The following is a 24,246-nucleotide window of genomic DNA, read 5'->3' as shown; positions in this document are numbered from 1 at the left end:
AATTACTATATAATTCTTCTCTTGAATTATCGTATATATAAACATTAACTTTATACTATTCAACTACAAATTTGCACATATCATAGTCCTCATAGGCACGTTTTTTATGGTAACTTCTACATAATACTAAAACATTATAATTTCCTTTAGAAAATGGAATAAAACTGTAATAATTTTTATTACTATAATTTTGCACCTTTCTCCATTCATCTTTCTCTTTAACATAAAATTCATATACTTTATCTTTTCCACCACTACTTTCTGCAATAAATGTAATGGCTTCATTTACTCTAGCATAATTTTCACTACTCTTTAATTTAGTATTAGTTATTGGTAAGCTATCCTTAACCATTATTTTTATTTCTTTTTTATCATCAAATTTTTCTTTACTTTTTTTATTCTTAGCATATATCTCAATTTTATATAGTCCAGCACATTTTGGCACTACCTCATACTTAAAACTTTTTATATAATCTGTTTCCTCCACTTTTTGATCATTTATTCTTATAATATATTTTATTAGAATATCTTTTCCCTTTGTTGCTATAACTTCTATTGGAATATTGTCTTTACATATAAAAAAATCTTTTATTGGATATAGTATACATTGTATTTCCGCATGGAAAAATTCATAAACTTTAAAATTTATATTTTTTATTGCATCATATTCATTATTAGAATTTTTTTCTTTAACTCTTATTTCAATCTCATATTCTCCACATTTCTCAGGTGTAAAAATAATACTATTATCTTTAGAGTATTTAATATTTTTTTCTTGTACTCCATCTCTTTTTATTGAAAATGAATATCTGAAATTAATTCCTCCAGATGCCTTTACTTTTATGGTAATTTCATCTCCTATTAATATCTTTTCACCTTTATCCATCTCCACTTTATCTATATTTATAATATTAGTTCTAATCTCATGTATTTCAAAGTCTATCTCTTTTTTAGCTTCATACTCTCCCTTAAAGGATTTATCCTTTACATATAATTTTATTTTATATTCTCCTGCTAATGTAGGTCTCCATAGAAAATTATTATCTGTAATGAATCCAGTATTTTTTTCTTCTGGACCACATATAACATACTTATATAATAAATCCTCTCCTCCATATACTACAGGTTTTAATAATATCTTTTTATTTATTTGCTGAGGAGATAGTTTGTCTGTGATAATTTCTCTAATCTTAACTTCTTTATATTTCCTAACAGTAAAATTTAAAATAGCCCTATCATCAAATTCTTCTAAAGAATACATATCTTTTACATAACACATCAATTTATAATTACCTACTTTATTTTCAACATAGGTTATCATTCTTTTAGTAGAATAGTCCTGTATACATTCCTTGTACCCGTCTTCATGTATTTTTACAAATTTATATAATACTATTCTATCTTCTTCTTTTGTAACTTCCACTTGAAATACCAATTCTTCCCCTGCGATCAGTTCCCTTGATAAAAATCTAAAATCTTTAATCTCTACTTTTTCAAGGTTATCTACCTTAAATTGTACTCTAGCAAAATCATCATAGTCCTTATCTGAATCTACTCTTTTACACTCTACTAAGATTTCATTATTTCCTCCCTTTACTAAAGGTATACTTAAACTTTCCTCTGGTCTATAGTCTTTTATAATAGCCCATTTAAAGTTTTCTCTAATCCAATATCTATACAAAAGCATTTCACTTTTTCCTTTTACCTTTATATTAAGCTTTTCTCCAACTTTAAAATAATGCTTATTTAATTGTATAGAATCAATTAACTTTTCCTCGGATTTTCCTATGATAAAATCACTTCTAGCAATATAATCAAAGCCATTTTTTTTATTTTCAGACTTTCCTTGAACCATAATAGTATATTTACCATCTTCTTTTGGTGTCCACAAAAAACTATTATTATAATCAAACTCTCTTAAAAGTTTCCATATCCCATTGCATCCTATAAAGAATTTATACATTAATCTTTCATTTAATTTGTTCTCTACCTTAATGTTTATATTTTTATTTTTTTGTTGAGGACTTTCTAAACTAAAATGTATAAAAATTTCATTCATGATTAATTCACCCCACATGGCTTAGTTTTTAAATCACACCTAGTATTTATAAATAACTGTAATAAATCAGGAATGTACGATATGACTATACTTATAGATATACTACATTCTATCTACAGTATCCTTCTACTTTACAAATTAATATATTATTATACAAAAACTATTATTCTTTTCTCATAAAATAAGCAATATGAGGATGCGTTTACTACACTTCCTCATATTGCTTATTTCTTTGCCTTACCTATTAAAAATATAAGATTTTCATAAAGCCTTTTATCATCCTCTTCCATTCTCTTCCTTGGATTAAAAGTCTTTCCACCACTTCTTCGTATTTTACCGCTCATATGCCTTTCAAATAAAAGCCTATCTATATTGTCATTATCATATATATATCCCTTTGGATTTATAGCATAAGCTCCTTTTCCTAAAACTAAAGCAGCTAATCCATAATCTTGGCTTATTACTATATCACCCTTTTTTACCTCATTTACAATCACCATATCTACACTTTGAAATCCACTTTCTACATATTTTATTTCACTATAGGAACTTTCTAATCTATGATTTATGTCACAATACATAATAACTTCTACATTATTTTCTGATGCAGCTTTCTCTATCATATGTTTCCCTGGACAAGCATCTGCATCTACTAATATTCTCATAATTTACTCCTTTAATTCATTCTTTTTTCTAATTCTTTTTTTCTATCTTCAAATCCTTCTTTTCCTAAAAGAGCAAACATATTCTTCTTATAAGCTTCTACTCCTGGTTGGTCAAATGGATTTACTCCTAAAATATATCCACTTATGCCACAAGCCTTTTCAAAGAAATAAACTAAATACCCAAAATAATAGGGACTTACTTCTGGAACATTTATAACTATACAAGGAACTTCTCCGTCATTATGTGCTAAAACAGTTCCCCTAAAAGCTTGCTTATTTACAAAATCTACTGTTTTACCAGATAAGAAATTTAATCCATCTAAATTTTCTTTCTCACTTTTTATTTCTAAGTCTTTTCTTGGTTTTTCTATATTTATAAAGGTTTCAAATATAATTCTAAGTCCTTCTTGTATATACTGTCCCATAGAATGAAGATCTGTAGAAAAACTTACGGAAGCTGGGAATATACCTTTTCCTTCTTTCCCTTCACTTTCTCCATATAATTGTTTCCACCATTCTCCAAAGTAATGTAGGGATGGTTCAAAATTTGCAAGTATTTCTGTATTTTTACCTTTATTATATAATGCATTTCTAGCCGCTACATATTTGTAACATTGATTTTCTTCTATATTATCATACATAAAATCTTCTCTAGCATCATAGGCACCCTTTAACATTTCATCTATATTTATACCTGCCACTGAAATTGGCAATAACCCTACTGCTGTTAATACAGAATATCTTCCACCAACATTGTCTGGTATTACAAAAGTTTCATATCCTTGTTTATCTGATGATGTTTTTAAGGCCCCTTTGCTTTTATCAGTAGTTACAAAAATTCTATTTTTAGCCTCTTCAATACCATATTTATTTTCTAATATTTCTTTAAAAATTCTAAAGGCAATAGCAGGTTCTGTTGTAGTTCCAGATTTAGATATTACATTAATAGAGAAATCCCTATCTTTTATAACTTCTAATAACTCAGCCATATAAGTAGAACTTATACTATTTCCTACAAATATTATATCCGTTCCTTCTTTATCTTCTTTCTTTAATAAACTTCTAAAGTTATGGCTTAGCATTTCTATAGCCGCCCTAGCTCCTAGGTAGGATCCTCCTATGCCTATAACTAGTAATATATCAGAATTAGCTTTTATTTTGTTAGAAGCTTTTTTTATTCTTTGAAATTCATCCTTATCATAATTTATTGGTAAGTCCAACCACCCTATAAAGTCATTACCCAGCCCACTTCCTTCATGTAGCATCTTATGTGCTTCTTTTATAAAAGGTTCTAATGCCTTTATTTCTTCATCTTTTATATATGGTTTTGTATTGTTTAAATCTACAGTAATTTTATTCATAATACCCCTCCTTGCGAATTTATTTTTATGTCTAATATCTTATCGTCGCTTATTCTATTATTTACTACTTATTATATTTTAGTATAGTAAAATAATAGGTTCAAGTTATATTTATACCTTCATTTCTCTTAGAGTTAAATTAAATTGCCTATAAAATAATATTCCCGTCACTATTGCTGCTATTATATCTGATATTGGCTCTGACAAAAATACTGCAAAAACCCTATTTGGTATGATTTTAGGCAATATAAAGACAAGTGGTATTAATAAAAACACCTTTCTAAGTAATGCTAAAAATAATGAAGTTTTAGCATTTCCTAATGCAATGAATGTCTGTTGGCAAGCTATTTGTATTCCCAATGCAAAAGCTCCACCCATATATATTCTAAGCCCCTGTGTAGCCATATCTATTATATCTTTATTATTTGTAAATAATTGTGAGAATACTTGGGGGGCTATCATAATAAATAACCAAAACAATGTACTATAAACTACTGTTGAGATACACAAATATTTAAATGTATCTTTCATTCTTTCTTTATTCCCAGCGCCATAATTATAACTCATTATTGGTTGCGCACCTTGAGTTAATCCCGACAATGGTAAAAATGTAAATTGCATAGCTGCCGATAATATTGTCATTGCACCTACTGCCACATCTCCACCATATTTTTGCAAGCTAGAGTTAAATGCTATAATAATAAAACTTTCCGTTATCTGCATTACAAAAGGAGACAATCCTAACAATAATATGGCTCCCATTATATTTCTATCTAATTTTAAATTTTCCCTCCTTAATTTTAAATTAGTCTTATTGCCTTTTAAAAAGTAAATTACCCAAATTGCTGATATTGCTTGAGATATAATTGTTGCCAAAGCTGCACCTTTTACATTCATTTTAAATCCATATATAAAAATAGGATCTAACACTATATTTATAATAGCTCCAATTGATACAGTAATCATACTAATTTTTGCAAAACCTTGGGAACTTATAAAGGGATTCATTCCAATTGCTAATTGAACAAAAATTGTTCCTATTGTGTATATTTTCATATACTCTAATGCATAAGGTAAAGTTTTATCACTTGCTCCAAACATAATTAATAATTTTTCATTAAATATCATCAAAAAACCTGTTAATATAACTGATATTATAATCAGTGCTACAAAACAATTTCCTATAATCTTTTCTGCACCTTTATCATCTTTTTCTCCCATTTTAATAGAAGCTATTGGTGCTCCTCCCATACCTACCAAGACAGAAAATGCTGATATAATAATCAAAATTGGTGCTGTAACTCCTATACCAGTTAAGGCATCTCCTCCTATTTTAGGAATATGACCTATATACATTCTATCTACCATATTATAAAGTAAACTTACTAGCTGACCTATAATAGCTGGCATTGCTAATGAAAATAACAAACTTTTTACATTCTCTGTTCCCAAACGATTTTCTTGTATCATTTAACTAATCACCTCTTATTCTACTTCTACATCTTTTATATTATTTAACATTTTATTGTTGATTTTTAAAAATAATTTTAAATCCGCATCATCCATATCTTTAATTAGTTGTTCTTTAAACTTTTCATTTATTTCTTTTACTTTTTTGATTAAACTATCTTCTTCATCTACAATTTTAATATATACCGATCTACCATCTTGGGGATTCTCTTTTAATTCAATTACATTTTTTGTTTTTAGTGAATGAACGGCTCGAGATACTAATCCTTTAGAGATTCCCCTGCACATGCTAATTTCACTTGCAGTAATATCCTTTTCTATATTGTTGACCAAAAAGCTTAATATATCTATTTCTGCTGGTATTAAATTAAAGCCTGATAATGATTTTTCCATATATTTTTTATATTTTTTTATTATTTGAAAATAAATATAAAAAATATTAGATTCTTCCCCGTAAAAACACATTTAAAAACCTTCTTTCAATTTAGTTTACTTTTGAACTATATGTATTAGTATATCTTAAATTTAGTTTAAAAGTCAACTAATCTCCTAATATTTAAGAGATTTTTCGAAGCACCCCTCTACTCTCTTTCTACAGATAAATGAATTTCAATAGAAAAGTATATAAAAAATGCAACTTGAAATTAAGTTGCATTTTTTATACTTTTGAGCACCTGTTAATATCTCTCTTAAATATTAGTCCAATAACCTTCCCTCTAAATAAGAATACTTTAAATACTCTGGATTACTATAATAAACAGATGAATTGAAATCTGATATTTCGTCACTTATAAATGAATTAAACACTTCAAATAAAACATCCACCAAATTATCTTGTTCTGAAATTATACTTATTATTAACCTATGATACACTTTGCCTATTGCTTGAACACTTGGAACATTATATTTACATGATTCAACGGTATGAAAATCGCCTTCTTGTATATTAAAATATTCTATTATTTCATCTGAAACTTGCTCAAATGATAGGCAATGATTAGCCTCAGCGATATCTAATTGTCTGATTAGCTCTTTCTTGCCTAATTTTTGAACAATTATCGATCTTCTATTTTTAGTTTTTCTACCTATAAATTCTATAAGACAACATACATAAAACAAATCATTTTTTTGGGTATCATTCATTAATAATTTCACCTCTTTCAAACTTAAGACAGTCAATAGCTTTTAAAGTATGAAAACTTATTTGATGCGTAGGATATTTAAATTTTGCTAGTTCCCAAAATACATCTCTTGAAATTTCTCCTTCTAAAAAGTCATTTACAAAGTTCCATACTGTATCATCAACCATAGGTCCTTCAACAATATCATAATCATGTACAAATCCTTTTCTACATTTTGCAATAAAATTTAACCATTCATCATTCATTTTTTCAAATCTTAATATCTTCAAATCATTATTTTCTACATATGTATAATAATTAATTGTAGGACACTTTCTATTTCTTTTAGCCCATTTTTTTGCCTGTTCAAAATTGTTTGTGCAATAAAATCCCCATGAAAAATCTTTAGTATATTTACTTTTTCTAATTTCAGGGAATTCAACTGTTTCACCTGAAGCATGATATAACATATAACACCACCACTCCTTATTACCCACAAAATATATTATTTATTTTTTCTTATATTATATATTATAAGTTAATAAAACATAATGTTAAATACAATAAATGCTATCCAATATACTTTCTATGTGATATTTTAACATTATTTTGATTTACCATTGCATATTGGATATGTTAACAAACTATATGATTATAAAGACAGTGATAGAATTTTTAATTTTACAAAATTTTTCCTTAAAAATGAAATGCAAAGAGTATGTAAAAAAAGTGGGGTAAAACAAATCCGAATACATGATTTAAGACATTCACATGCATCATTATTAATCGAACTTGGCTTTACCCCACTTTTAATTTCTGAAAGATTAGGACATGAGAAAGTACAGACCACTCTTGATACGTACTCACACCTATATCCTAATAAAGGTGATGTTGTTGCAAATAAACTCGATGATTTATATTAGTACGTTTTTAGTACGTTTTACTTTTTACAACTCATGAACCCCTTTATTTATAAAGCTTATACAGCTTTATGTTTACTATTCCCATTCGATAGTTGAAGGTGGTTTTGAAGTTATATCATAAACAATTCTGTTAACTCCCTTAACTTCATTTACTATTCTTATACTTACTTTGTCTAAAACTTCATAAGGTATTTTAGCCCAATCTGAAGTCATTCCATCAGAGGAGTTTACTGCTCTTAGTCCAATTGTATGAGAGTAAGTTCTTTCATCTCCCATTACTCCAACGGATCTTATATTAGGTAGACATGCAAAGTATTGCCATATCTTTTCGTCTAATCCTGCATTTGCGATTTCCTCTCTAAAAATAGCATCTGCTTCTCTAACAATTTCTAATTTTTCTTCTGTTACTTCGCCTAAAACTCTTATTCCTAAACCTGGTCCTGGGAAAGGCTGTCTCCAAACTAATTTATGAGGTATTCCCAATTCTTCTCCAACTCTTCTAACCTCATCTTTAAATAACTCTCTTAATGGTTCTATAAGTTCAAATTCTATATCTTCTGGTAATCCACCTACATTATGGTGACTTTTTATAGTTGCAGAAGTATCTGTACCACTTTCTACTACATCAGGATATATAGTTCCTTGTACTAAATAATCTATCTTCCCTAGTTTGTTAGCTTCTTCTTCAAAAACTCTTATAAATTCTTCACCAATTATTTTTCTCTTTCTTTCTGGTTCTGTTACACCTTTTAATTTTCCTAGGAATCTATCTTGAGCATTTACCCTTATTAAATTCATTTGGAATTTTTCTTTAAATATACTTTCAACTTGGTCTCCTTCATCTTTTCTAAGTAAACCATGGTCTACAAATATGCATGTAAGTTGATCTCCTATTGCTTTATGAACTATTACAGCTGCTACAGAAGAATCTACTCCACCAGATAATGCACAAATTACTTTTTTGTCCCCAACAAGTTCTCTAATTTCTTTTATCTTTTCTTCTGCAAAAGAAGTTACAGACCAATCTCCCTTTAATTCACATATATTAAAAAGAAAATTTTTCAACATTTTCTTTCCAAAAGGAGTGTGTTCTACTTCTGGATGGAATTGAACTCCATATATTTTTTTATCTTCATTTGCCATAGCTGCCACTTTGCATCCATCTGTATAGGCTACTATATTAAACCCTGAAGGTATCTCTGAAACGTAGTCTGTATGACTCATCCAACATTCTTGTACTTTATCTATACCTTCAAATAAAGCACATTTATTATCTAAATTTACGGCAGTCTTTCCATATTCCCTTACCTTAGCACTTTCAACTTTGCCACCTAAAATAAATGATGCTAGTTGTTGACCATAACATATGCCTAAAACTGGTACATCTATTTCAAAAATTTCTTTGCTTATTCTAGGAGAATTTTCTCCATAAACACTATTAGGACCACCACTAAATATTATACCCTTTGGATTCTTTTCCTTTATTTTTTCTATTGAAGTACTGTATGGAATTATCTCACAATACACATTATTTTCTCTTACACGTCTTGCTATAAGTTGACTATATTGTCCTCCGAAATCTATTATAAAAACTAATTCTTTTTTCATAATAATAATTAATTACCTCCAAACTTTTTAATTATGCATTAGTACTGTAATTTGGTGCTTCTTTTGTTATTGAAATATCATGTGGATGACTTTCTCTAAGTCCTGCAGATGTTTGCACTATAAATCTTGCACTTTCGTATAAATCTTTCAATGTCTTAGATCCTAAATATCCCATACCTGAACGTATTCCACCAACTAGTTGATATACTGTATCTGATAAATATCCTTTGTACGGAACCCTGCCTTCTACACCTTCTGGAACTAATTTTTTATTATCTTCTTGGAAATATCTATCTTTACTTCCACATGCCATAGATGCAAGGGATCCCATTCCTCTATAAACCTTATAGCTTCTTCCTTGATATATTTCAGTTTCTCCTGGAGATTCAGCACAACCTGCAAGTAATGATCCCATCATGCAAACACTTGCTCCAGCTGCTAATGCCTTTACTATATCTCCTGAATATTTTATTCCTCCATCTGCGATAACAGGTACTCCATGCTTTTGTGCTTCCTCAACACAATCCATTACTGCTGTTAATTGTGGTACTCCAACTCCTGCAACTACTCTAGTTGTACATATAGATCCAGGTCCTATACCTACCTTTACACAATCAGCACCAGCTAATATTAAGTCTCTTGTAGCTTCTGGTGTGGCAACATTTCCTGCTATAATTTGAAGTTCTGGATACAGTTCTTTTATTTTTCTTACTCCCTCTAATACACCCCTAGAGTGACCATGAGCTGTATCAATAGTTATAACATCTACTTGTGCTTTAACTAAAGCATCTACTCTTTCGATCATATCTGCAGTTACACCAACTGCCGCACCACATAATAATCTTCCTTTATCATCTTTAGCACTATTAGGATACATTTTTATTTTGTCTATATCTTTTATTGTTATTAAACCCTTTAAATTGAAATTTTCATCTACAAGAGGAAGCTTTTCTATTTTATGTTTTTTAAGAATTTCTCTTGCTTGGTCTATTGTAGTATTTTCTGGAGCTGTTATTAAGTCTTCATCAGTCATTAATTCTGATATCTTTTTACTATAATCATCTTCAAAAACTATATCTCTATTGGTTATTATTCCGACTAATTTTCCTTCAACTGTTATAGGTACACCAGATATTCTATATTTACTCATTAAATCAAGAGCGTCTTGTAATTTTTTATCTGGTGATAAATGAAATGGATCTGTAATTACTCCATTTTCCTGTCTTTTTACTCTATCTACTTCTTCAGCTTGCTTTTCAATTGACATATTTTTATGTATTATTCCTATACCACCTTCTCTTGCCATTGCAATAGCCATTCTAGATTCTGTAACAGTATCCATGCCTGCACTTATTAAAGGTATGTTTAGTTTTATTTTTTTTGTTAAATTAGTATTTAAAAGAACATCTTTAGGTAATACTTCTGATTTATTAGGTAATAATAAAACATCATCAAAAGTATATCCTTTCTTTAATATTATAGCCATTTAATCCAACTCCTTTTTATATTTAATGATTTTAAAGTACAAAAAAACATGCTTACTTCTTGAACATAAGTGAATAAGCACGTTTAACTATGACAATGCTTTATTCACTCATAGTCAGAAGTTTAAGGCTTCTGGTAGATACTCCCTACCTTATTAAGGGGATATATGAGTCAATAATTTATTATAGAGCTTAATTAAAAACATTTTTTAAATTTTACATTCTAAAGTTCTATATATTTATACCAAAATATATTTAAAACTTTTGCTTATTTACACTATTTTATTTATTAAAATAGGTTTTGTCAATTATAAAACCTATTTTTAGCAAATTTAAATAATTCTAAAAATACTGTGAATAATATTTTCCCCATAAAACATACATATAATAGATGAAAGAGCTATGTATGGCACAAATGCTACGGCATCTTTCCTACTTTTTATTTTTGTAAGGATTAAAACAACAGATATAATAGCTCCTATAAAAAAACTAAGGAAAGTTAATAAAAAACATAATTTTATTCCTAAAAAAAGACCTGCTATAAAAATAACCTCTACATCTCCCCAACCCATTCCATTAGTTAATAATATTATTATACATATTATCATCGCTGGTATAAAGCCTGCTAAAAAATAATTATAAAATATGAAATTTATTTTATCTCCTTCCAAAAAGAATATACCTATTCTTAAAAATATTGTTATAAGTATAATGCTAAAGTAAACATACATTGTTTTAAAATCTATAACGGAAACGATTATTAAAAAACATATAAATATAGAGTATTTAATAAATTCAAAAGATAATTGGTATTTGCTATGTAAACCTAGAAACATAATTCCTGTAAAAGTTTCTATAAGTAAATATTGTATAGATATTTTTATATTACAATATCTACATTTACCCTTTAATTTTATATAGCTTATAATAGGAATATTATCTCTAGCTTTTATTTTATTTTTGCAGTTCTCACAATAAGATCCTGGATATACTATACTTTTACCTTTAGGTATTCTATTTATGCAAACATTTAAGAAGCTGCCTATTATTGTTCCATATATAAACATAAATACATACATCAGCACTTTAACCTCCAACTTTTTATTTTCTATAATTATATCCACTTTCTCATTTTAATTACTAATATTTAAGTTCAAAATAAAACTGCCAACAAATAAAATTTGTTGACAGTTTTATCAGATTTATATTTTTTCTATTAATACATTCCATCCATCATTCCAGGAGCTCCTGGCATTGGTGTATCATTTTTTTCTGGAATATCAGCTATAGCAGCTTCTGTTGTTAAGAATGTTGATGCTACTGACGCTGCATTTTGTAATGCTGATCTTGAAACTTTTGTAGGATCTACTATTCCTGCTTTTATCATATTAACATATTCATTATTTAAAGCATCATAACCTATTCCAGCTTCACTATGTTTAACTTTTTCTATAACTATTGAACCTTCAACCCCTGCATTGCATGCAATTTGTCTTACTGGTTCTTCTAATGATTTTTTAACTATGTCAATACCTAATTTTATGTCATGAGTTTCTGAATTTAATTTCTCTACTTCTTTTATAACCATAGCATAAGCTGTTCCACCACCCGGAATTATTCCTTCTTCAACAGCTGCTTTTGTAGCCGCTAGAGCATCTTCTATTCTTAGTTTTCTTTCTTTTAATTCAGTTTCTGTAGCTGCTCCAACCTTTATTACTGCTACTCCACCTGCAAGTTTTGCAAGTCTTTCTTGTAATTTTTCTCTATCGAATTCTGATGTTGTTTCTTCGATTTGAGCTTTTATTTGATTTACTCTATCTTCAATTTCTTTTTTATTTCCTTTTCCATTAACTATAGTAGTAGTTTCTTTAGTTATTTTTACTGACTCAGCTCTTCCAAGCATATCTACTGTTACATCTTTTAGATCTCTTCCTATTTCTTCAGATATTACTTGACCACCAGTTAATGTAGCTATATCTTCTAGCATTTCTTTTCTTCTATCTCCAAATCCTGGTGCCTTAACTGCTACACATGTAAATGTTCCTCTTAATTTATTTACAACTAATGTTGCTAATGCTTCTCCTTCTATGTCTTCGGATATGATTAATAATCTCTTTCCTTGTTGAACTATTTGTTCAAGTACTGGAAGTATTTCTTGTATATTAGTTATCTTTTTATCTGTAATTAAAATGTATGCATCATCTAATGAAGCTTCCATTTTTTCTGTATCAGTAACCATATATGGGCTAACATATCCTCTGTCAAATTGCATTCCTTCAACAACGTCTAATTCTGTTCCCATAGTATTAGATTCTTCTACAGTGATAACTCCTTCATTACCAACCTTCTCCATAGCATCTGCTATAAGCTTACCAATTTCTTTATCATCAGCTGATATAGCAGCAACTCTTGCTATGTCTTCTTTTCCTTCAACTGGTTTTGAAATTTCTTTTATACCCTTAACTGCTTCTTCAACAGCCATTTGTATTCCACGTCTTACAAGCATTGGATTTGCTCCACCTGTAACGTTTTTAAGTCCTTCTCTTATAATTGCTTGTGCTAATAAAGTTGCTGTAGTTGTTCCATCTCCTGCTACATCATTAGTTTTAGTAGCAACTTCTTTTACTAATTGTGCTCCCATATTTTCATAAGCATCTTCAAGTTCTATTTCTCTTGCTATTGTAACACCATCATTAGTTATAAGTGGTGCTCCAAACTTTTTATCTAGAACAACATTTCTTCCCTTTGGTCCCATAGTAACTTTTACTGTATCAGCAAGAATGTCTACACCCTTTTGCATGGATCTTCTTGCGTCTTCACCAAACATTATACTTTTTGCCATTTCCATACCTCCTAAATCTATCCTTATAAATTTTTAACCCTTATTCTAATACTGCTAAAATATCATCTTGTCTTAATATTGTATATTCTACATCATCTACTTTAACTTCATTACCTGCATATTTTGAAAACAGAACTCTGTCTCCTACTTTAACTTCCATTTTTACTTCTTTACCATCAACAATTCCTCCTGGTCCTACAGCTATTACCTCAGCTTCTTGAGGTTTTTCTTTTGCAGTTCCTGGTAAAACTATTCCGCTTTTTGTAGTTTCTTCAATTTCAATTCCCTTAATAACAACTCTGTCTCCAAGTGGTCTAATATTCATTTAAACCCCTCCTTAATATATTTTAAAATATTAAAATTCTTCTCCTTCGATTATTAGCACTCACTCATATTGAGTGCTAATACAATTATTATGATAATTAATAGTATTTATAATATCAAGTTTAAAACCACAACTTATTTTGCATTAATTAATCATTACTCACAATTATATGATTATATCTAAGTTTCTTACTATGTTTCTATGTTTTTCTATGTATTTTATTTATTTTACAAAATATATACATTTACAAAGCTTATTAACATACCCTATACTTTAATGTAACAAATATTTATTTAATTTTAGAGGTATTAATTATGAATAATTTAAAGACACTTAAAGAAATTTTATTTTCTTTTATTCTATCTTTATTTTTTATTTTATTATCTATAGAAATAGTAGTAAATTTTAAATACTTATATTATTTGGACATAAAATTTTTAAACTTAGAACATGCAAGTAATCTTTCATATTATGAAATAAAGCTAAACTATGATTATCTTATAGATTTTATTACATCTGCTGAAAATATAGATTTTAATATACCCTCTTTTCCTTCATCTACAGAAGGTATACTGCACTTTTATGAAGTAAGGGATATATTTACTAATATAAAATTGTTGTTTTATATAACTGCAATTATATCCACTTTTATTGCCTATTATTCCTTTAAAAATACTAATTTTCATATATTTTATTACAGTTCTCATATACTATTGACTATACCATTGCTTCTTATTACCACATTTGTATTAAATTTTAATAAAGTTTTTACTTATTTTCATAAGATATTTTTTAATAATGATTTCTGGATTTTTGATATTAATAAAGATCCAATTATTAATATATTACCTGAAGAATTTTTTCTTCATATGGCTATATTTATAAATATAATGGTTATAATTTTTGCTATAACTTGTAGAAAAATATATAAAAAAAGCTCTAGTCTTATATAAAACCTAGAACTTTTTTTTATTTTTCTCGCATTCTTTATTTAGATTATTGATTATACTTCTTCCCTTTACCACTCCTATTATAATAAGTATAACTGTTACTATGGATACACCTACTAATACAGGAATATTCTTAGAACTTATATTCTGTCCAAAATAGGTTGAAATAACTATACCAGGTAACCTTCCTAAAGAAGAATAGATTAAAAAATCTTTAAATTTAACATTAGATATTCCACATATATATGCCAATACATCCTTAGGTATACCAGGGATCAAATACAATATAAATACAATGTAGTTAATTTTATCTGAATTTAATACTTTACTAAAAAATTTTATATGTTTGTTAGATATTATTTTTTCCACAAAAGGTTTTCCAAAAAATCTGGAAATAGAAAAAACTATACCTCCTCCTATAGTTATGCCTATTATAGAAAATAAGCTTCCATAGAAAGCATCAAAGATATATCCTCCTGCTATTTGTATTATTTCACCTGGTATAAAGAAAAATACAACCTGTATCACTTGTAAAGCTATAAAAGCAATAATACTATTATGTCCATAAGACATAATTATTCTTTTTATTTCTTCTGGATTTTTTAGAACTCCGAAGTATTGTGAATAATATTCATATGCTCCATATAGAAATATAGCACCGATTATAGACAAAATAATATTATTTTTATTGTTTTTTAGCCATGTTCTTATATCTTTTTTAAAATTTTTCATATACTCACCCTCAGAACATGTTCTTTCTATTATTATTGTTCTTATTAAAATTTTTATTTACTTTTTCGAGTTTATTTTTACTTATTTATATTTTGCATTTTAAATAAAATAATGTCAATAAAAATTTATCCCTAAGGAGACTTTCTCTCCTTAGGGATATTAAAACTTCTATCTTTCCATATTAATGTCTTTATATTTATCTAAAACTTCATTATCTTTAACGTCCTTTATTGTAGATGATTTACTAAACTTCATAAGCGGTGCTTTAGCTTTTACTGCTGATACCATAGTAGCTGGTCCTCCTATACAACCACCTTCACACATCATTCCCTCAATAAAGTTTTCGGATAATTTACCTACCTTGGCCATTATCATAGCTCTTTTGATTTGATCTGGTCCACTAACTCTTAAAGGATTAAATTTAATGCCTTCTTTATCCTTTATACAATTTTGTATAGCAGAAACTACTCCTCCACCTTGTGCAAAACCTCTTCCATAATTAGATCCATCATTTATGTCTTCTTCTTCGCACTCTGCTGGATCTATTTCAAAGGCACCCATAAGTGCAGCTATTTCTTCAAAAGTCATCACATAATCTACTGCATCTTTAATCCCTTTTCTCTTTATTTCAGCTTTTTTTGCAGTACAAGGTCCTACAAATACAACTACAGAATCTTCATATTCCTTCTTTATCATTCTTCCTATAGCTACCATTGGAGATACTGTATTAGATACATTCTCCAATTGATCTGGAAACTTCTTTTCTATATACCCTAAAAATCCTGGACAACAAGAAGTTGTCATATATTTTTTTCCACTTTCAAGTCTTTCTATAAATTCTTCACTTTCATGAGCTGCAACTGCATCTGCACCACAAGCTACTTCTAGCATATCTTCAAATCCCATTGCTTTGAAAGCATTTTTCATTTTACCTACAGATACATCTTTACCAAATTGTCCGGTTATAGCAGGGGCTACCATTGCATAAACTTTTTTATTATTTTTTAGAGCTTTCGTTATATCTACTATATAGCTTTTATCAGATATAGCTCCAAAAGGACATGCTGACATACATGATCCGCAGTTTATACAATCCTCTTTATTTATTGTAGCCTTATTATCTTCTAAATTCATTTGTAACGCTCCTGTTGGACAAGCCCTTCTACAAGGTCTCATAACCTCTGCTATGGCATTATAAGGACATGCTGACTCACACAATCCACATTCTTTACAGGTCTCATGATTTATATATGCTTTTCCTGCTGCTCTGTTTATAGAACCTGCTGGACATACTTCCATACATTTATGTTGTAAACATCCTCTACATGCTTCTGTTACAACATATTTATTTATAGGACATTTATCACAGGCTGCATCTATTACATATATTATTTGATCATCATCTTCAACATGTACAAATTCTTCTGCTACCTGTCCATTTGGTAAACATCCTGTTGCAAGTTTTGCCCTTTCATAAACTATGGCTCTTTCTTTATAGACACAACATCTATACTCAGCTTTATCACCTTTTATTATATCAAAAGATATTCTTTCTATATCTTCCTCTCCTAATCTATCTTCCAAAGTCATTTTAGCTACTTCTTTTAATACTAAGTACTTTAATTTTTTTAATTGATTCTCAAAAACAATCATTCTATATAATCCTCCTAAATATAATTAACAAAGCAAATATTTTTATGATAAAAACATAAAAATTACTTGTTAATTTATTAACAGATACATTATAACAGATATCTGAAAAAAATTAATACACATTTTTCTATATCAGAGTACAAATTAGCCGTTTAAAGTTAATTATCTCTACCTATATCATTCAATCGCTTTTTTATATCTATTTACGGTATTATATTGTTTTCTCTAGCATAATAAAATAAATATTGTTGAGATAATCCAGAAAACTCTCCAAATTTTTCTCTAGCAAAATCTCTTATTTTCTTTAAAGACACATCTGGTGCTAAATAAAAATGTTGCATAGCCCTTTTAACCCAAACATCTACAGGAAATGCAGAATCTTTTCCCATTGAAAAAAGCATTATACAATCTGCCACCTTAGGTCCTATGCCTTTAAAATTTTGTAACGCACTATGACATTCATCATCTTGTAGCGTTTTTATATAATTTATGTCGAACTGTTCATTATATTCCAAACTATCTGTTGTAATATTTTCATATATTTTAGATACAGTATCTACAATATATTTACTTCTAAAACCAGTTCCACATTCTTCTACTTCTTCTATAGAAGCATTATATAATTTTTCTATGGAGGGAAAACCATAATATTCCTTACCTTTATACTCCAACTTTTTTCCCCATTTTCTACTTATTTTTTCAATAGCCTTCTTTATCATTGGTATTCTATTATTAGCAGAAATTATGAATGAAATTATTATTTCAAAAGGCTCTTGTTGTAATATTCTTATTCCATAACCATAATCTATAGCTTCTTTTAATAATTTATCCTCACTTAGTATAGTTTTAATTTTAGAATATTCCCTGTTTAAATCAAAATAGTTCTTCCAAATTTCTTCAAACTCTTTCTCATTTGTGTTATATAAAATTATCTCATCTTGTTTTTTTTCTACTTCTATTACTTTTCCATAAGCTACACCTATATAATTTCCATTTTCTTGTCTATTCCATCTAAAACATTGCCCACAATCAAATATATGATTTAATTCAAAGTTTTCTATCCCTTTTAAAATTATTCCCTCTATACCATCTTTATTAAAATTATTTATACATTTAAAATCCACAATAAATCCTCCCATATATAATAAGTGTGAAATAATTATATTTATTCCACACTTATTATATCATCTTTTTATTTTTTTTCACTATCACTCAAAAATTCATCTATTCCTTTAGCAGCTTTTTTTCCTGCTTCCATAGCTAGTATTACAGTTGCAGCACCAGTTACCACATCTCCTCCTGCAAATACCGCTCTTTTAGTAGTTTCTCCATTTTCATCCTTAGCTACTAAGCAGCCCCATTTGTCCGTTTCCAGTCCTTTTGTTGTACCAGATATTAGTGGATTTGGTGAAGTTCCTAATGCCATTATTACAGTGTCTACATCTAAAATAAATTCAGATCCCTCAATTTCTACTGGTCTTCTTCTGCCAGATTTATCAGGTTCTCCTAACTCCATTTTTATACACTTCATTGCCTTTACCCATCCATCTTCTCCACCTATTATTTCTGTTGGATTGGTAAGTAGATTAAATATTATTCCCTCTTCTTTTGCATGCTCTACTTCTTCTCTTCTTGCTGGTATTTCTTCTTCTGACCTTCTATACACTATATGAACTTCTGCCCCAAGTCTTTTAGCGGTTCTAGCAGCATCCATAGCAACATTTCCACCACCTACTACTGCTAACTTTTCACCTACTTTTATAGGAGTATCATAATCTTCTCTATAGGCCTTCATAAGATTATTTCTAGTTAAAAATTCATTTGATGAAAATACACCATTTAAGTTTTCTCCAGGTATTCCCATGAACTTAGGTAGCCCTGCTCCTGAACCTATAAATACTGCATGAAACCCTTCTTCATTTAAAAGTTCATCCACTGTAATTGTTCTTCCAACTATTACATCTGTTTCAATTTCTACTCCTAGTTTTTTAACATTATCTATTTCATGTTTTACTACAGTATCCTTTGGCAATCTAAATTCTGGTATACCATATACTAAAACTCCTCCTGGTTCATGTAAAGCTTCAAATATAGTAACATTATATCCAAGTTTAGCTAAATCCCCTGCACAGGTTAATCCTGCGGGACCTGCTCCTATAACTGCAATTTTTTTATCTTTCTTTTTTCCTTTAAAAGATAAATCTACGTTATTTTCCCTAGACCAATCTCCTACAAATCTTTCTAGCTTTCCAATGGCTATTGGCTCTCCTTTTACACCTAAAACACATTTACCTTCACATTGAGTTTCTTGAGGACATACTCTTCCACATATAGCTGGTAGAGAACTTGCTTCGTTAATAACTTTTGCAGCTTCCTCAAATTCCCTATTTTTAACATGTTGTATAAATTTAGGTATATTTATTGCCACTGGACAATTTGGCACACAAATTGGATTTTTACAATTAAGACATCTTGAAGCTTCTTTAATCGCTTCTTCTTCTGTATATCCAAGACAAACCTCTTTAAAGTTTTTTATTCTCTTTTTGGCATCTTGAACTTTTATAGGAGTTCTTTTGAATCTATCCATTAATGATCTCCCCCTAATCCTACGTGACATACGTGTCCTTCTTCTCTTTCTTGTCTTTCTAATAATTCTTTGCCTTCTTCTGTTTTATACATACCTTGTCTTCTTAGGGCCTCATCAAAATCTACTAAGTGCCCATCAAATTCTGGTCCATCTACACAGGTAAATTTAGTTTTACCATCAACAGTTACTCTACAAGCTCCACACATACCTGTTCCATCTACCATTAAAGTATTTAAACTGGCTATAGTTTTTATTCCATATTCCTTTGTAGCTTTTGTTGCAAATTTCATCATTATCATAGGTCCTATTGTTACTACTAAATCATATTTTTTATTTTTATTTTCTACTAAATCCTTAAGTAAACCTGTTACTAATCCTTTGTATCCATAAGAACCATCATCGGTAGCTATATATAAATTGCCAGCTTCCTTTTCCATCTCTTCTTCTAAAATTATCATTTCTTTAGTTTTTGCACCAATTATTACATCTACTTTTACTCCTATGGAGTTTAACCATTTAACTTGAGGATATACTGGAGCTGACCCTACTCCTCCAGCTATATACAATATGTTCTTTTTTCTTAAGTCCTCTTCTTTTTCATATACTAACTCTGAAGGTTGACCTAATGGTCCTGCAAATCCTTCAAAATGATCTCCTACTTCTAATTCTTCCATCTTTTTTGTAGAATTACCTACTACTTGAAATACTATAGTAACTGTTTCTTTTTCTTTATCGTAATCACATATAGTAAGAGGAATTCTCTCACTTTTTTCGTCTACTCTTACTATTACAAATTGTCCTGGCTTAGCTGATTTGGCAATTCTTGGCACATGCACATCCATAAGGTAAATATTTGGAGCTAATAATTTTTTATCTAATATTTTATACATTTATTTTCCTCCATATTCATTATTATTCTCATAACATCTATATTTATTATATAAAACTTTAATACACATAATCAACTCATCAATAATATTGTCATTAAATTCCTTAAAAACTCCCCTAATCTTAATTAAGAGAGTTTTTTCTTCAATTTGTTATTTATTTAAAAATCTATATCTTTTCCATTAAATGCATAAGTATACATGTTCTTCATTTCTTCTTCATTTATTTTTCTTGGGTTTGCTCCTGTGCAAGCATCTAATACAGCATTGTGAGCCATGTATTCAACCTTTTCTTTAAATTCATTTTCATCTATTCCATATTCTTTTAATGAATTATCTATGCTTAATTTTTTATTTAAATCCCTAATGAAATTTATCAATGAATTTACTAAATCTTTATCTGATTCTCCTTCTAATCCTAAATACTTTGCAATATTTGCATATCTTTCTTCACAAACCTTACTATTAAATTGTATAACATAAGGTAAGAATATTGCATTAGCACAACCATGAGTTATATCAAATACAGCACCAATTTTATGAGCCATACTATGAGTTATTCCGAGTAATGCATTAGAAAAAGCCATTCCTGCAAGACATTGAGCTTCATGCATTCTTTCTCTTGCTTCTTTGTCTTCTTCATAGGATTTAATTAAATAATCTTTAACCATTAATATTGCCTGTAATGCTAGTGGATCTGTAAAGCTAGTGTTTTCTGTAGCCACATAAGCTTCTATTGCATGAGTTAAGGCATCCATACCTGTATGAGCGGTAAGTTTAGCTGGCATTGTTTCTGCCAATTCTGGATCTACTATAGCTATATCTGGTGTTAAATTAAAATCTGCTAGGGGATATTTTATTTGTTTTTTGTAGTCTGTTATTACTGAAAAAGCAGTTACTTCTGAAGCTGTTCCACTGGTAGATGGGATAGCCATAAATTTAGCTTTACTTCTCAATTCTGGAAGACAAAGTACTTTTTGTGCAGCTTCTTCAAAAGTTAAATCAGGATGTTCATAGAAAAGCCACATAGCTTTAGCTGCATCAATTGGTGATCCGCCACCTATAGATATTATCCAATCTGGCTTAAATTCCCTCATGATTTCTGCACCCTTCATAACTGTTTCTACTGAAGGATCTGGCTCTACACCTTCTATTAATTTAGTTTCTATACCTGCTTCCTTTAGATAATTTTCAACCTTATCTAAAAAACCAAATCTTTTCATTGATCCGCCACCAATTACTATAACGGCTTTATTTCCCTTAATAGATTTTATTACCTCTAATGACCCTTTACCATAATAAATATCTCTTGGAATTGTAAATCTTTTCATATTTTTATCCTCCCTATATAATCTTTACAGTCTTGATATATTTTTAACATATATCAAGATTACTTTTATACCAATTATACCTAAGTCTTATAATTATAGATTTATTTCCATATTATTTTTATGATTAAAACTAACTATATTGTTAATAACTTAACTTAAATAAAGTTTAAATTAAAAGCCACTGGAATGGTCCAATGGCTTTTATTATATTATTTAGAATAGTCGTGGAATCCCTTTTTAGTCTTTCTTCCTAACCATCCAGCTCTTACATATTTTCTTAATAATGAGTGTGCTCTATATTTAGTGTCTCCTGTTTCTGTGTATAAAACATCCATTATAGCAAGGCATACATCTAAACCTATAAGATCTCCTAATGCTAATGGTCCCATTGGGTGATTTGCACCAAGCATCATAGCTTTATCAATATCTTCTGCTGTTGCTATACCCTCAGCATAAATTCCTATAGCTTCGTTTATCATTGGAATTAGTATTCTATTTACAACAAAACCTGGAGCTTCTGCTACTTCTACTGGGTCCTTTCCAATTGCTACTGAAACTTCTTTAACCGCATCAAAAGTTTCTTGTGATGTAGCCATTCCTCTTATTATTTCAATAAGCTTCATTACTGGAGCAGGATTGAAAAAGTGCATTCCTATAACTTTATCTGGTCTATTAGTAGCTGTTGCTATTTCAGTTATAGATAATGATGAAGTGTTTGAAGATAATATAGTTTCTGGTTTGCATATTCTATCTAATTCAGCGAATATTTCTCTTTTTATCTCCATGTTTTCTATAGCAGCTTCTACAACTAAATCGCAGTCAGCAGCTTTATTTAAATCAACTGTTCCTTCTATTCTACCAAGAATTGAATCCATATCTTCTTGAGCCATTCTTCCTTTTGACACAAGTTTAGATAATCCTTTTTCTATTCCTTTTATTCCTCTTTCAACAAATTCGTCTTTTATATCTCTTAAAACTACTTCATATCCTTTTGCTGCAAATGCTTGAGCTATACCAGCTCCCATTGTTCCAGCACCAAGTACACATATTTTTTTCATACTATTCCCCTCCTAAGATATTAAGTATATTAATTTTCTTCTTTTTCTGCTTTTAACTTAGCTATTAATTCAGGTATTATTTTGTTATAATCCCCAACCAATCCTAAATCAGCAATTTGCATTATTGGAGCAGATTCATCTTTGTTTATAGCAATTATATAATCTGAGTCTTGCATTCCAGCTAAATGTTGGATTGCTCCAGATATACCTACTGCTATATAAACCATTGGTCTTACAGTTTTTCCTGTTTGTCCTACTTGGTAATCTTTATCTATCCATCCGTTGTCTATAGCAGCTCTTGATCCTGCTACATTTCCCCCAAGAAGTTCTGCAAGTTCTTCTAACATTTTAAAGTTTTCTTTTGAACCTATTCCTCTACCACCTGCTACTAGGAATTCAGCTTCTCCTATATCCATAACATTCTTAGTTATTTTTACAACGTCTTCTACCTTTGTTCTTATATCTGACATTTCTAATTTAGCTTCTATCTTTTTGATTTCGCCTTTTCTTCCTGCATCCTTTTTAAGTTTTTCAAAAACCCCAGGTCTAACTGTAGACATTTGTGGTCTATGTTCTCCACAAACTATTGTGGCCATAAGATTTCCACCAAAAGCTGGTCTTGTCATTAGTAGATTGTTAGTTCCTTCTTCTACGTCAAGTGCTGTACAATCTGCTGTAAGTCCTGTTCTTAGTCTTGCTGCAACTCTTGGTCCTAAATCTCTTCCTATATATGTTGCCCCTACAAGAATTATTTCAGGTTTTTCTTCAGCTACAAGATCACATATAACTTTTGTATATCCGTCTGTTGTATAGTGACTTAGTAGTGGATTTTGTGCATATATTACTTTGTCAGCTCCATATGCTACTAATTCTTCTGCTATGCTATCTATTTTATTTCCTAAAAGAAGAGCTGTTAACTCTACTCCTAGTTTGTCTGCAATTTCTCTTCCTTTTCCTAAAAGTTCAAGTGAAACTTTTTGAAGTTCGCCATCTCTTTGTTCAGCGAATACCCAAACACCTTTGTAATCTGCTATATTCATTCTTTATCCCTCCTATTTTATTAGATGTAGTGCTTTTCCTTTAGTTTTGCTACTGCACATTGTGCTGCTTCCTTTGGAGTTAGGCTTATAACTTCGCCTTTTCCCTTTGCTTCTTTTGTTGTTGATCTCTTAACTTTTGTTGGAGATCCT

General features: G+C 29.4%; 21 protein-coding genes, 2 pseudogenes and 1 riboswitch. Of the genes and pseudogenes, 2 read left to right on the top strand and 21 right to left on the bottom strand.

Going from position 1 to position 24,246, the window contains the following annotated elements; genetic code table 11:
• Positions 1–55: 55 nt before the first annotated feature.
• From B5D21_RS12840 to B5D21_RS12810, 7 genes are all read right to left on the bottom strand, one after another.
• On the bottom strand, positions 56–2,059 hold the full coding sequence (locus B5D21_RS12840) for a triple tyrosine motif-containing protein (protein WP_035111875.1): 2,004 nt from the start codon (positions 2,057–2,059) through the stop codon (positions 56–58).
• Between the two features lie 224 nt (positions 2,060–2,283).
• Positions 2,284–2,724 carry a YaiI/YqxD family protein gene (locus tag B5D21_RS12835; RefSeq protein WP_011100533.1) on the bottom strand — a complete coding sequence of 147 codons (441 nt, stop codon included), beginning with the start codon at positions 2,722–2,724 and terminating at the stop codon, positions 2,284–2,286.
• 11 nt (positions 2,725–2,735) lie between these two features.
• Positions 2,736–4,085 carry a glucose-6-phosphate isomerase gene (locus B5D21_RS12830; protein WP_011100534.1) on the bottom strand — a complete coding sequence of 450 codons (1,350 nt, stop codon included), beginning with the start codon at positions 4,083–4,085 and terminating at the stop codon, positions 2,736–2,738.
• 111 nt (positions 4,086–4,196) lie between these two features.
• On the bottom strand, positions 4,197–5,555 hold the full coding sequence (locus B5D21_RS12825) for an MATE family efflux transporter (RefSeq protein ID WP_011100535.1): 1,359 nt from the start codon (positions 5,553–5,555) through the stop codon (positions 4,197–4,199).
• 15 nt (positions 5,556–5,570) lie between these two features.
• Positions 5,571–6,020, bottom strand: a complete 450-nt coding sequence (locus tag B5D21_RS12820; protein WP_011100536.1) for a MarR family winged helix-turn-helix transcriptional regulator — start codon at positions 6,018–6,020, stop codon at positions 5,571–5,573.
• 231 nt (positions 6,021–6,251) lie between these two features.
• Positions 6,252–6,698 (bottom strand): hypothetical protein, encoded by a 447-nt coding sequence (locus tag B5D21_RS12815; protein ID WP_035124395.1) that lies wholly within the window; start codon positions 6,696–6,698, stop codon positions 6,252–6,254.
• Positions 6,691–7,146: a DUF3990 domain-containing protein gene (locus B5D21_RS12810; protein ID WP_035124397.1), complete on the bottom strand. Its 456-nt coding sequence runs from the start codon at positions 7,144–7,146 to the stop codon at positions 6,691–6,693. Before B5D21_RS12810 ends, B5D21_RS12815 begins: the two co-directional genes overlap by 8 nt.
• A gap of 162 nt (positions 7,147–7,308) precedes the next feature.
• Between B5D21_RS12810 and B5D21_RS12805 the strand changes: the two are divergent.
• Positions 7,309–7,599 (top strand): annotated as a pseudogene (locus tag B5D21_RS12805) (tyrosine-type recombinase/integrase); the annotation flags it as partial.
• 75 nt (positions 7,600–7,674) lie between these two features.
• Here B5D21_RS12805 and guaA read toward each other — a convergent pair.
• From guaA to groES, 5 genes are all read right to left on the bottom strand, one after another.
• Positions 7,675–9,207 (bottom strand): glutamine-hydrolyzing GMP synthase, encoded by a 1,533-nt coding sequence (gene guaA / locus B5D21_RS12800; RefSeq protein ID WP_011100539.1) that lies wholly within the window; start codon positions 9,205–9,207, stop codon positions 7,675–7,677.
• Between the two features lie 31 nt (positions 9,208–9,238).
• Entirely contained in the window at positions 9,239–10,693 is a 1,455-nt protein-coding gene (gene guaB, locus B5D21_RS12795; protein WP_011100540.1) for an IMP dehydrogenase, read from the bottom strand.
• 91 nt (positions 10,694–10,784) lie between these two features.
• Positions 10,785–10,882, bottom strand: a riboswitch (purine riboswitch).
• A 141-nt stretch (positions 10,883–11,023) separates the two neighbouring features.
• Positions 11,024–11,758, bottom strand: a complete 735-nt coding sequence (locus B5D21_RS12790) for a prepilin peptidase (RefSeq protein ID WP_242942730.1) — start codon at positions 11,756–11,758, stop codon at positions 11,024–11,026.
• 149 nt (positions 11,759–11,907) lie between these two features.
• Entirely contained in the window at positions 11,908–13,533 is a 1,626-nt protein-coding gene (gene groL, locus B5D21_RS12785) for a chaperonin GroEL (protein WP_011100542.1), read from the bottom strand.
• 40 nt (positions 13,534–13,573) lie between these two features.
• A complete protein-coding gene (gene groES / locus B5D21_RS12780) occupies positions 13,574–13,858 on the bottom strand; it encodes a co-chaperone GroES (protein WP_035111892.1) in 285 nt (94 codons plus the stop codon).
• A 314-nt stretch (positions 13,859–14,172) separates the two neighbouring features.
• Here groES and B5D21_RS12775 point away from each other — a divergent pair, with 314 nt between their 5' ends.
• Complete coding sequence (locus B5D21_RS12775) at positions 14,173–14,811, top strand: TIGR01906 family membrane protein (protein ID WP_011100543.1); 639 nt, start codon at positions 14,173–14,175, stop codon at positions 14,809–14,811.
• 3 nt (positions 14,812–14,814) lie between these two features.
• Here B5D21_RS12775 and B5D21_RS12770 read toward each other — a convergent pair whose 3' ends face one another.
• The 9 genes and pseudogenes from B5D21_RS12770 to B5D21_RS14325 form a co-directional block, all read right to left on the bottom strand.
• Positions 14,815–15,540, bottom strand: a complete 726-nt coding sequence (locus B5D21_RS12770; RefSeq protein ID WP_011100544.1) for a TVP38/TMEM64 family protein — start codon at positions 15,538–15,540, stop codon at positions 14,815–14,817.
• A 168-nt stretch (positions 15,541–15,708) separates the two neighbouring features.
• Complete coding sequence (locus B5D21_RS12765; RefSeq protein WP_035111896.1) at positions 15,709–17,193, bottom strand: 4Fe-4S dicluster domain-containing protein; 1,485 nt, start codon at positions 17,191–17,193, stop codon at positions 15,709–15,711.
• A gap of 203 nt (positions 17,194–17,396) precedes the next feature.
• Positions 17,397–18,317, bottom strand: coding sequence for a DNA-3-methyladenine glycosylase family protein (locus B5D21_RS12760; RefSeq protein WP_035124401.1), 921 nt, complete (start codon positions 18,315–18,317; stop codon positions 17,397–17,399).
• A gap of 68 nt (positions 18,318–18,385) precedes the next feature.
• On the bottom strand, positions 18,386–19,780 hold the full coding sequence (gene gltA / locus B5D21_RS12755; RefSeq protein ID WP_035111901.1) for an NADPH-dependent glutamate synthase: 1,395 nt from the start codon (positions 19,778–19,780) through the stop codon (positions 18,386–18,388).
• Positions 19,780–20,670, bottom strand: a complete 891-nt coding sequence (locus B5D21_RS12750) for a sulfide/dihydroorotate dehydrogenase-like FAD/NAD-binding protein (protein ID WP_011100548.1) — start codon at positions 20,668–20,670, stop codon at positions 19,780–19,782. Before B5D21_RS12750 ends, gltA begins: the two co-directional genes overlap by 1 nt.
• Before the next feature lie 158 nt (positions 20,671–20,828).
• A complete protein-coding gene (locus tag B5D21_RS12745; protein WP_011100549.1) occupies positions 20,829–21,998 on the bottom strand; it encodes an iron-containing alcohol dehydrogenase in 1,170 nt (389 codons plus the stop codon).
• 209 nt (positions 21,999–22,207) lie between these two features.
• The gene (locus B5D21_RS12740) at positions 22,208–23,056 is read right to left on the bottom strand and encodes a 3-hydroxybutyryl-CoA dehydrogenase (RefSeq protein WP_011100550.1); all 849 of its coding nucleotides are present in this window, start codon (positions 23,054–23,056) and stop codon (positions 22,208–22,210) included.
• A gap of 29 nt (positions 23,057–23,085) precedes the next feature.
• Positions 23,086–24,096, bottom strand: a complete 1,011-nt coding sequence (locus B5D21_RS12735; protein ID WP_011100551.1) for an electron transfer flavoprotein subunit alpha/FixB family protein — start codon at positions 24,094–24,096, stop codon at positions 23,086–23,088.
• A gap of 20 nt (positions 24,097–24,116) precedes the next feature.
• Positions 24,117–24,246 (bottom strand): annotated as a pseudogene (locus tag B5D21_RS14325) (electron transfer flavoprotein subunit beta); the annotation flags it as partial.

The organism is Clostridium tetani (genome assembly GCF_900167265.1).
GTDB classification, from domain to species: Bacteria; Bacillota; Clostridia; order Clostridiales; family Clostridiaceae; genus Clostridium_G; species Clostridium_G tetani.
The sequence above is the reverse complement of the archived record's forward strand: the minus strand, read 5'-3'. Positions and strand labels throughout refer to the sequence as shown.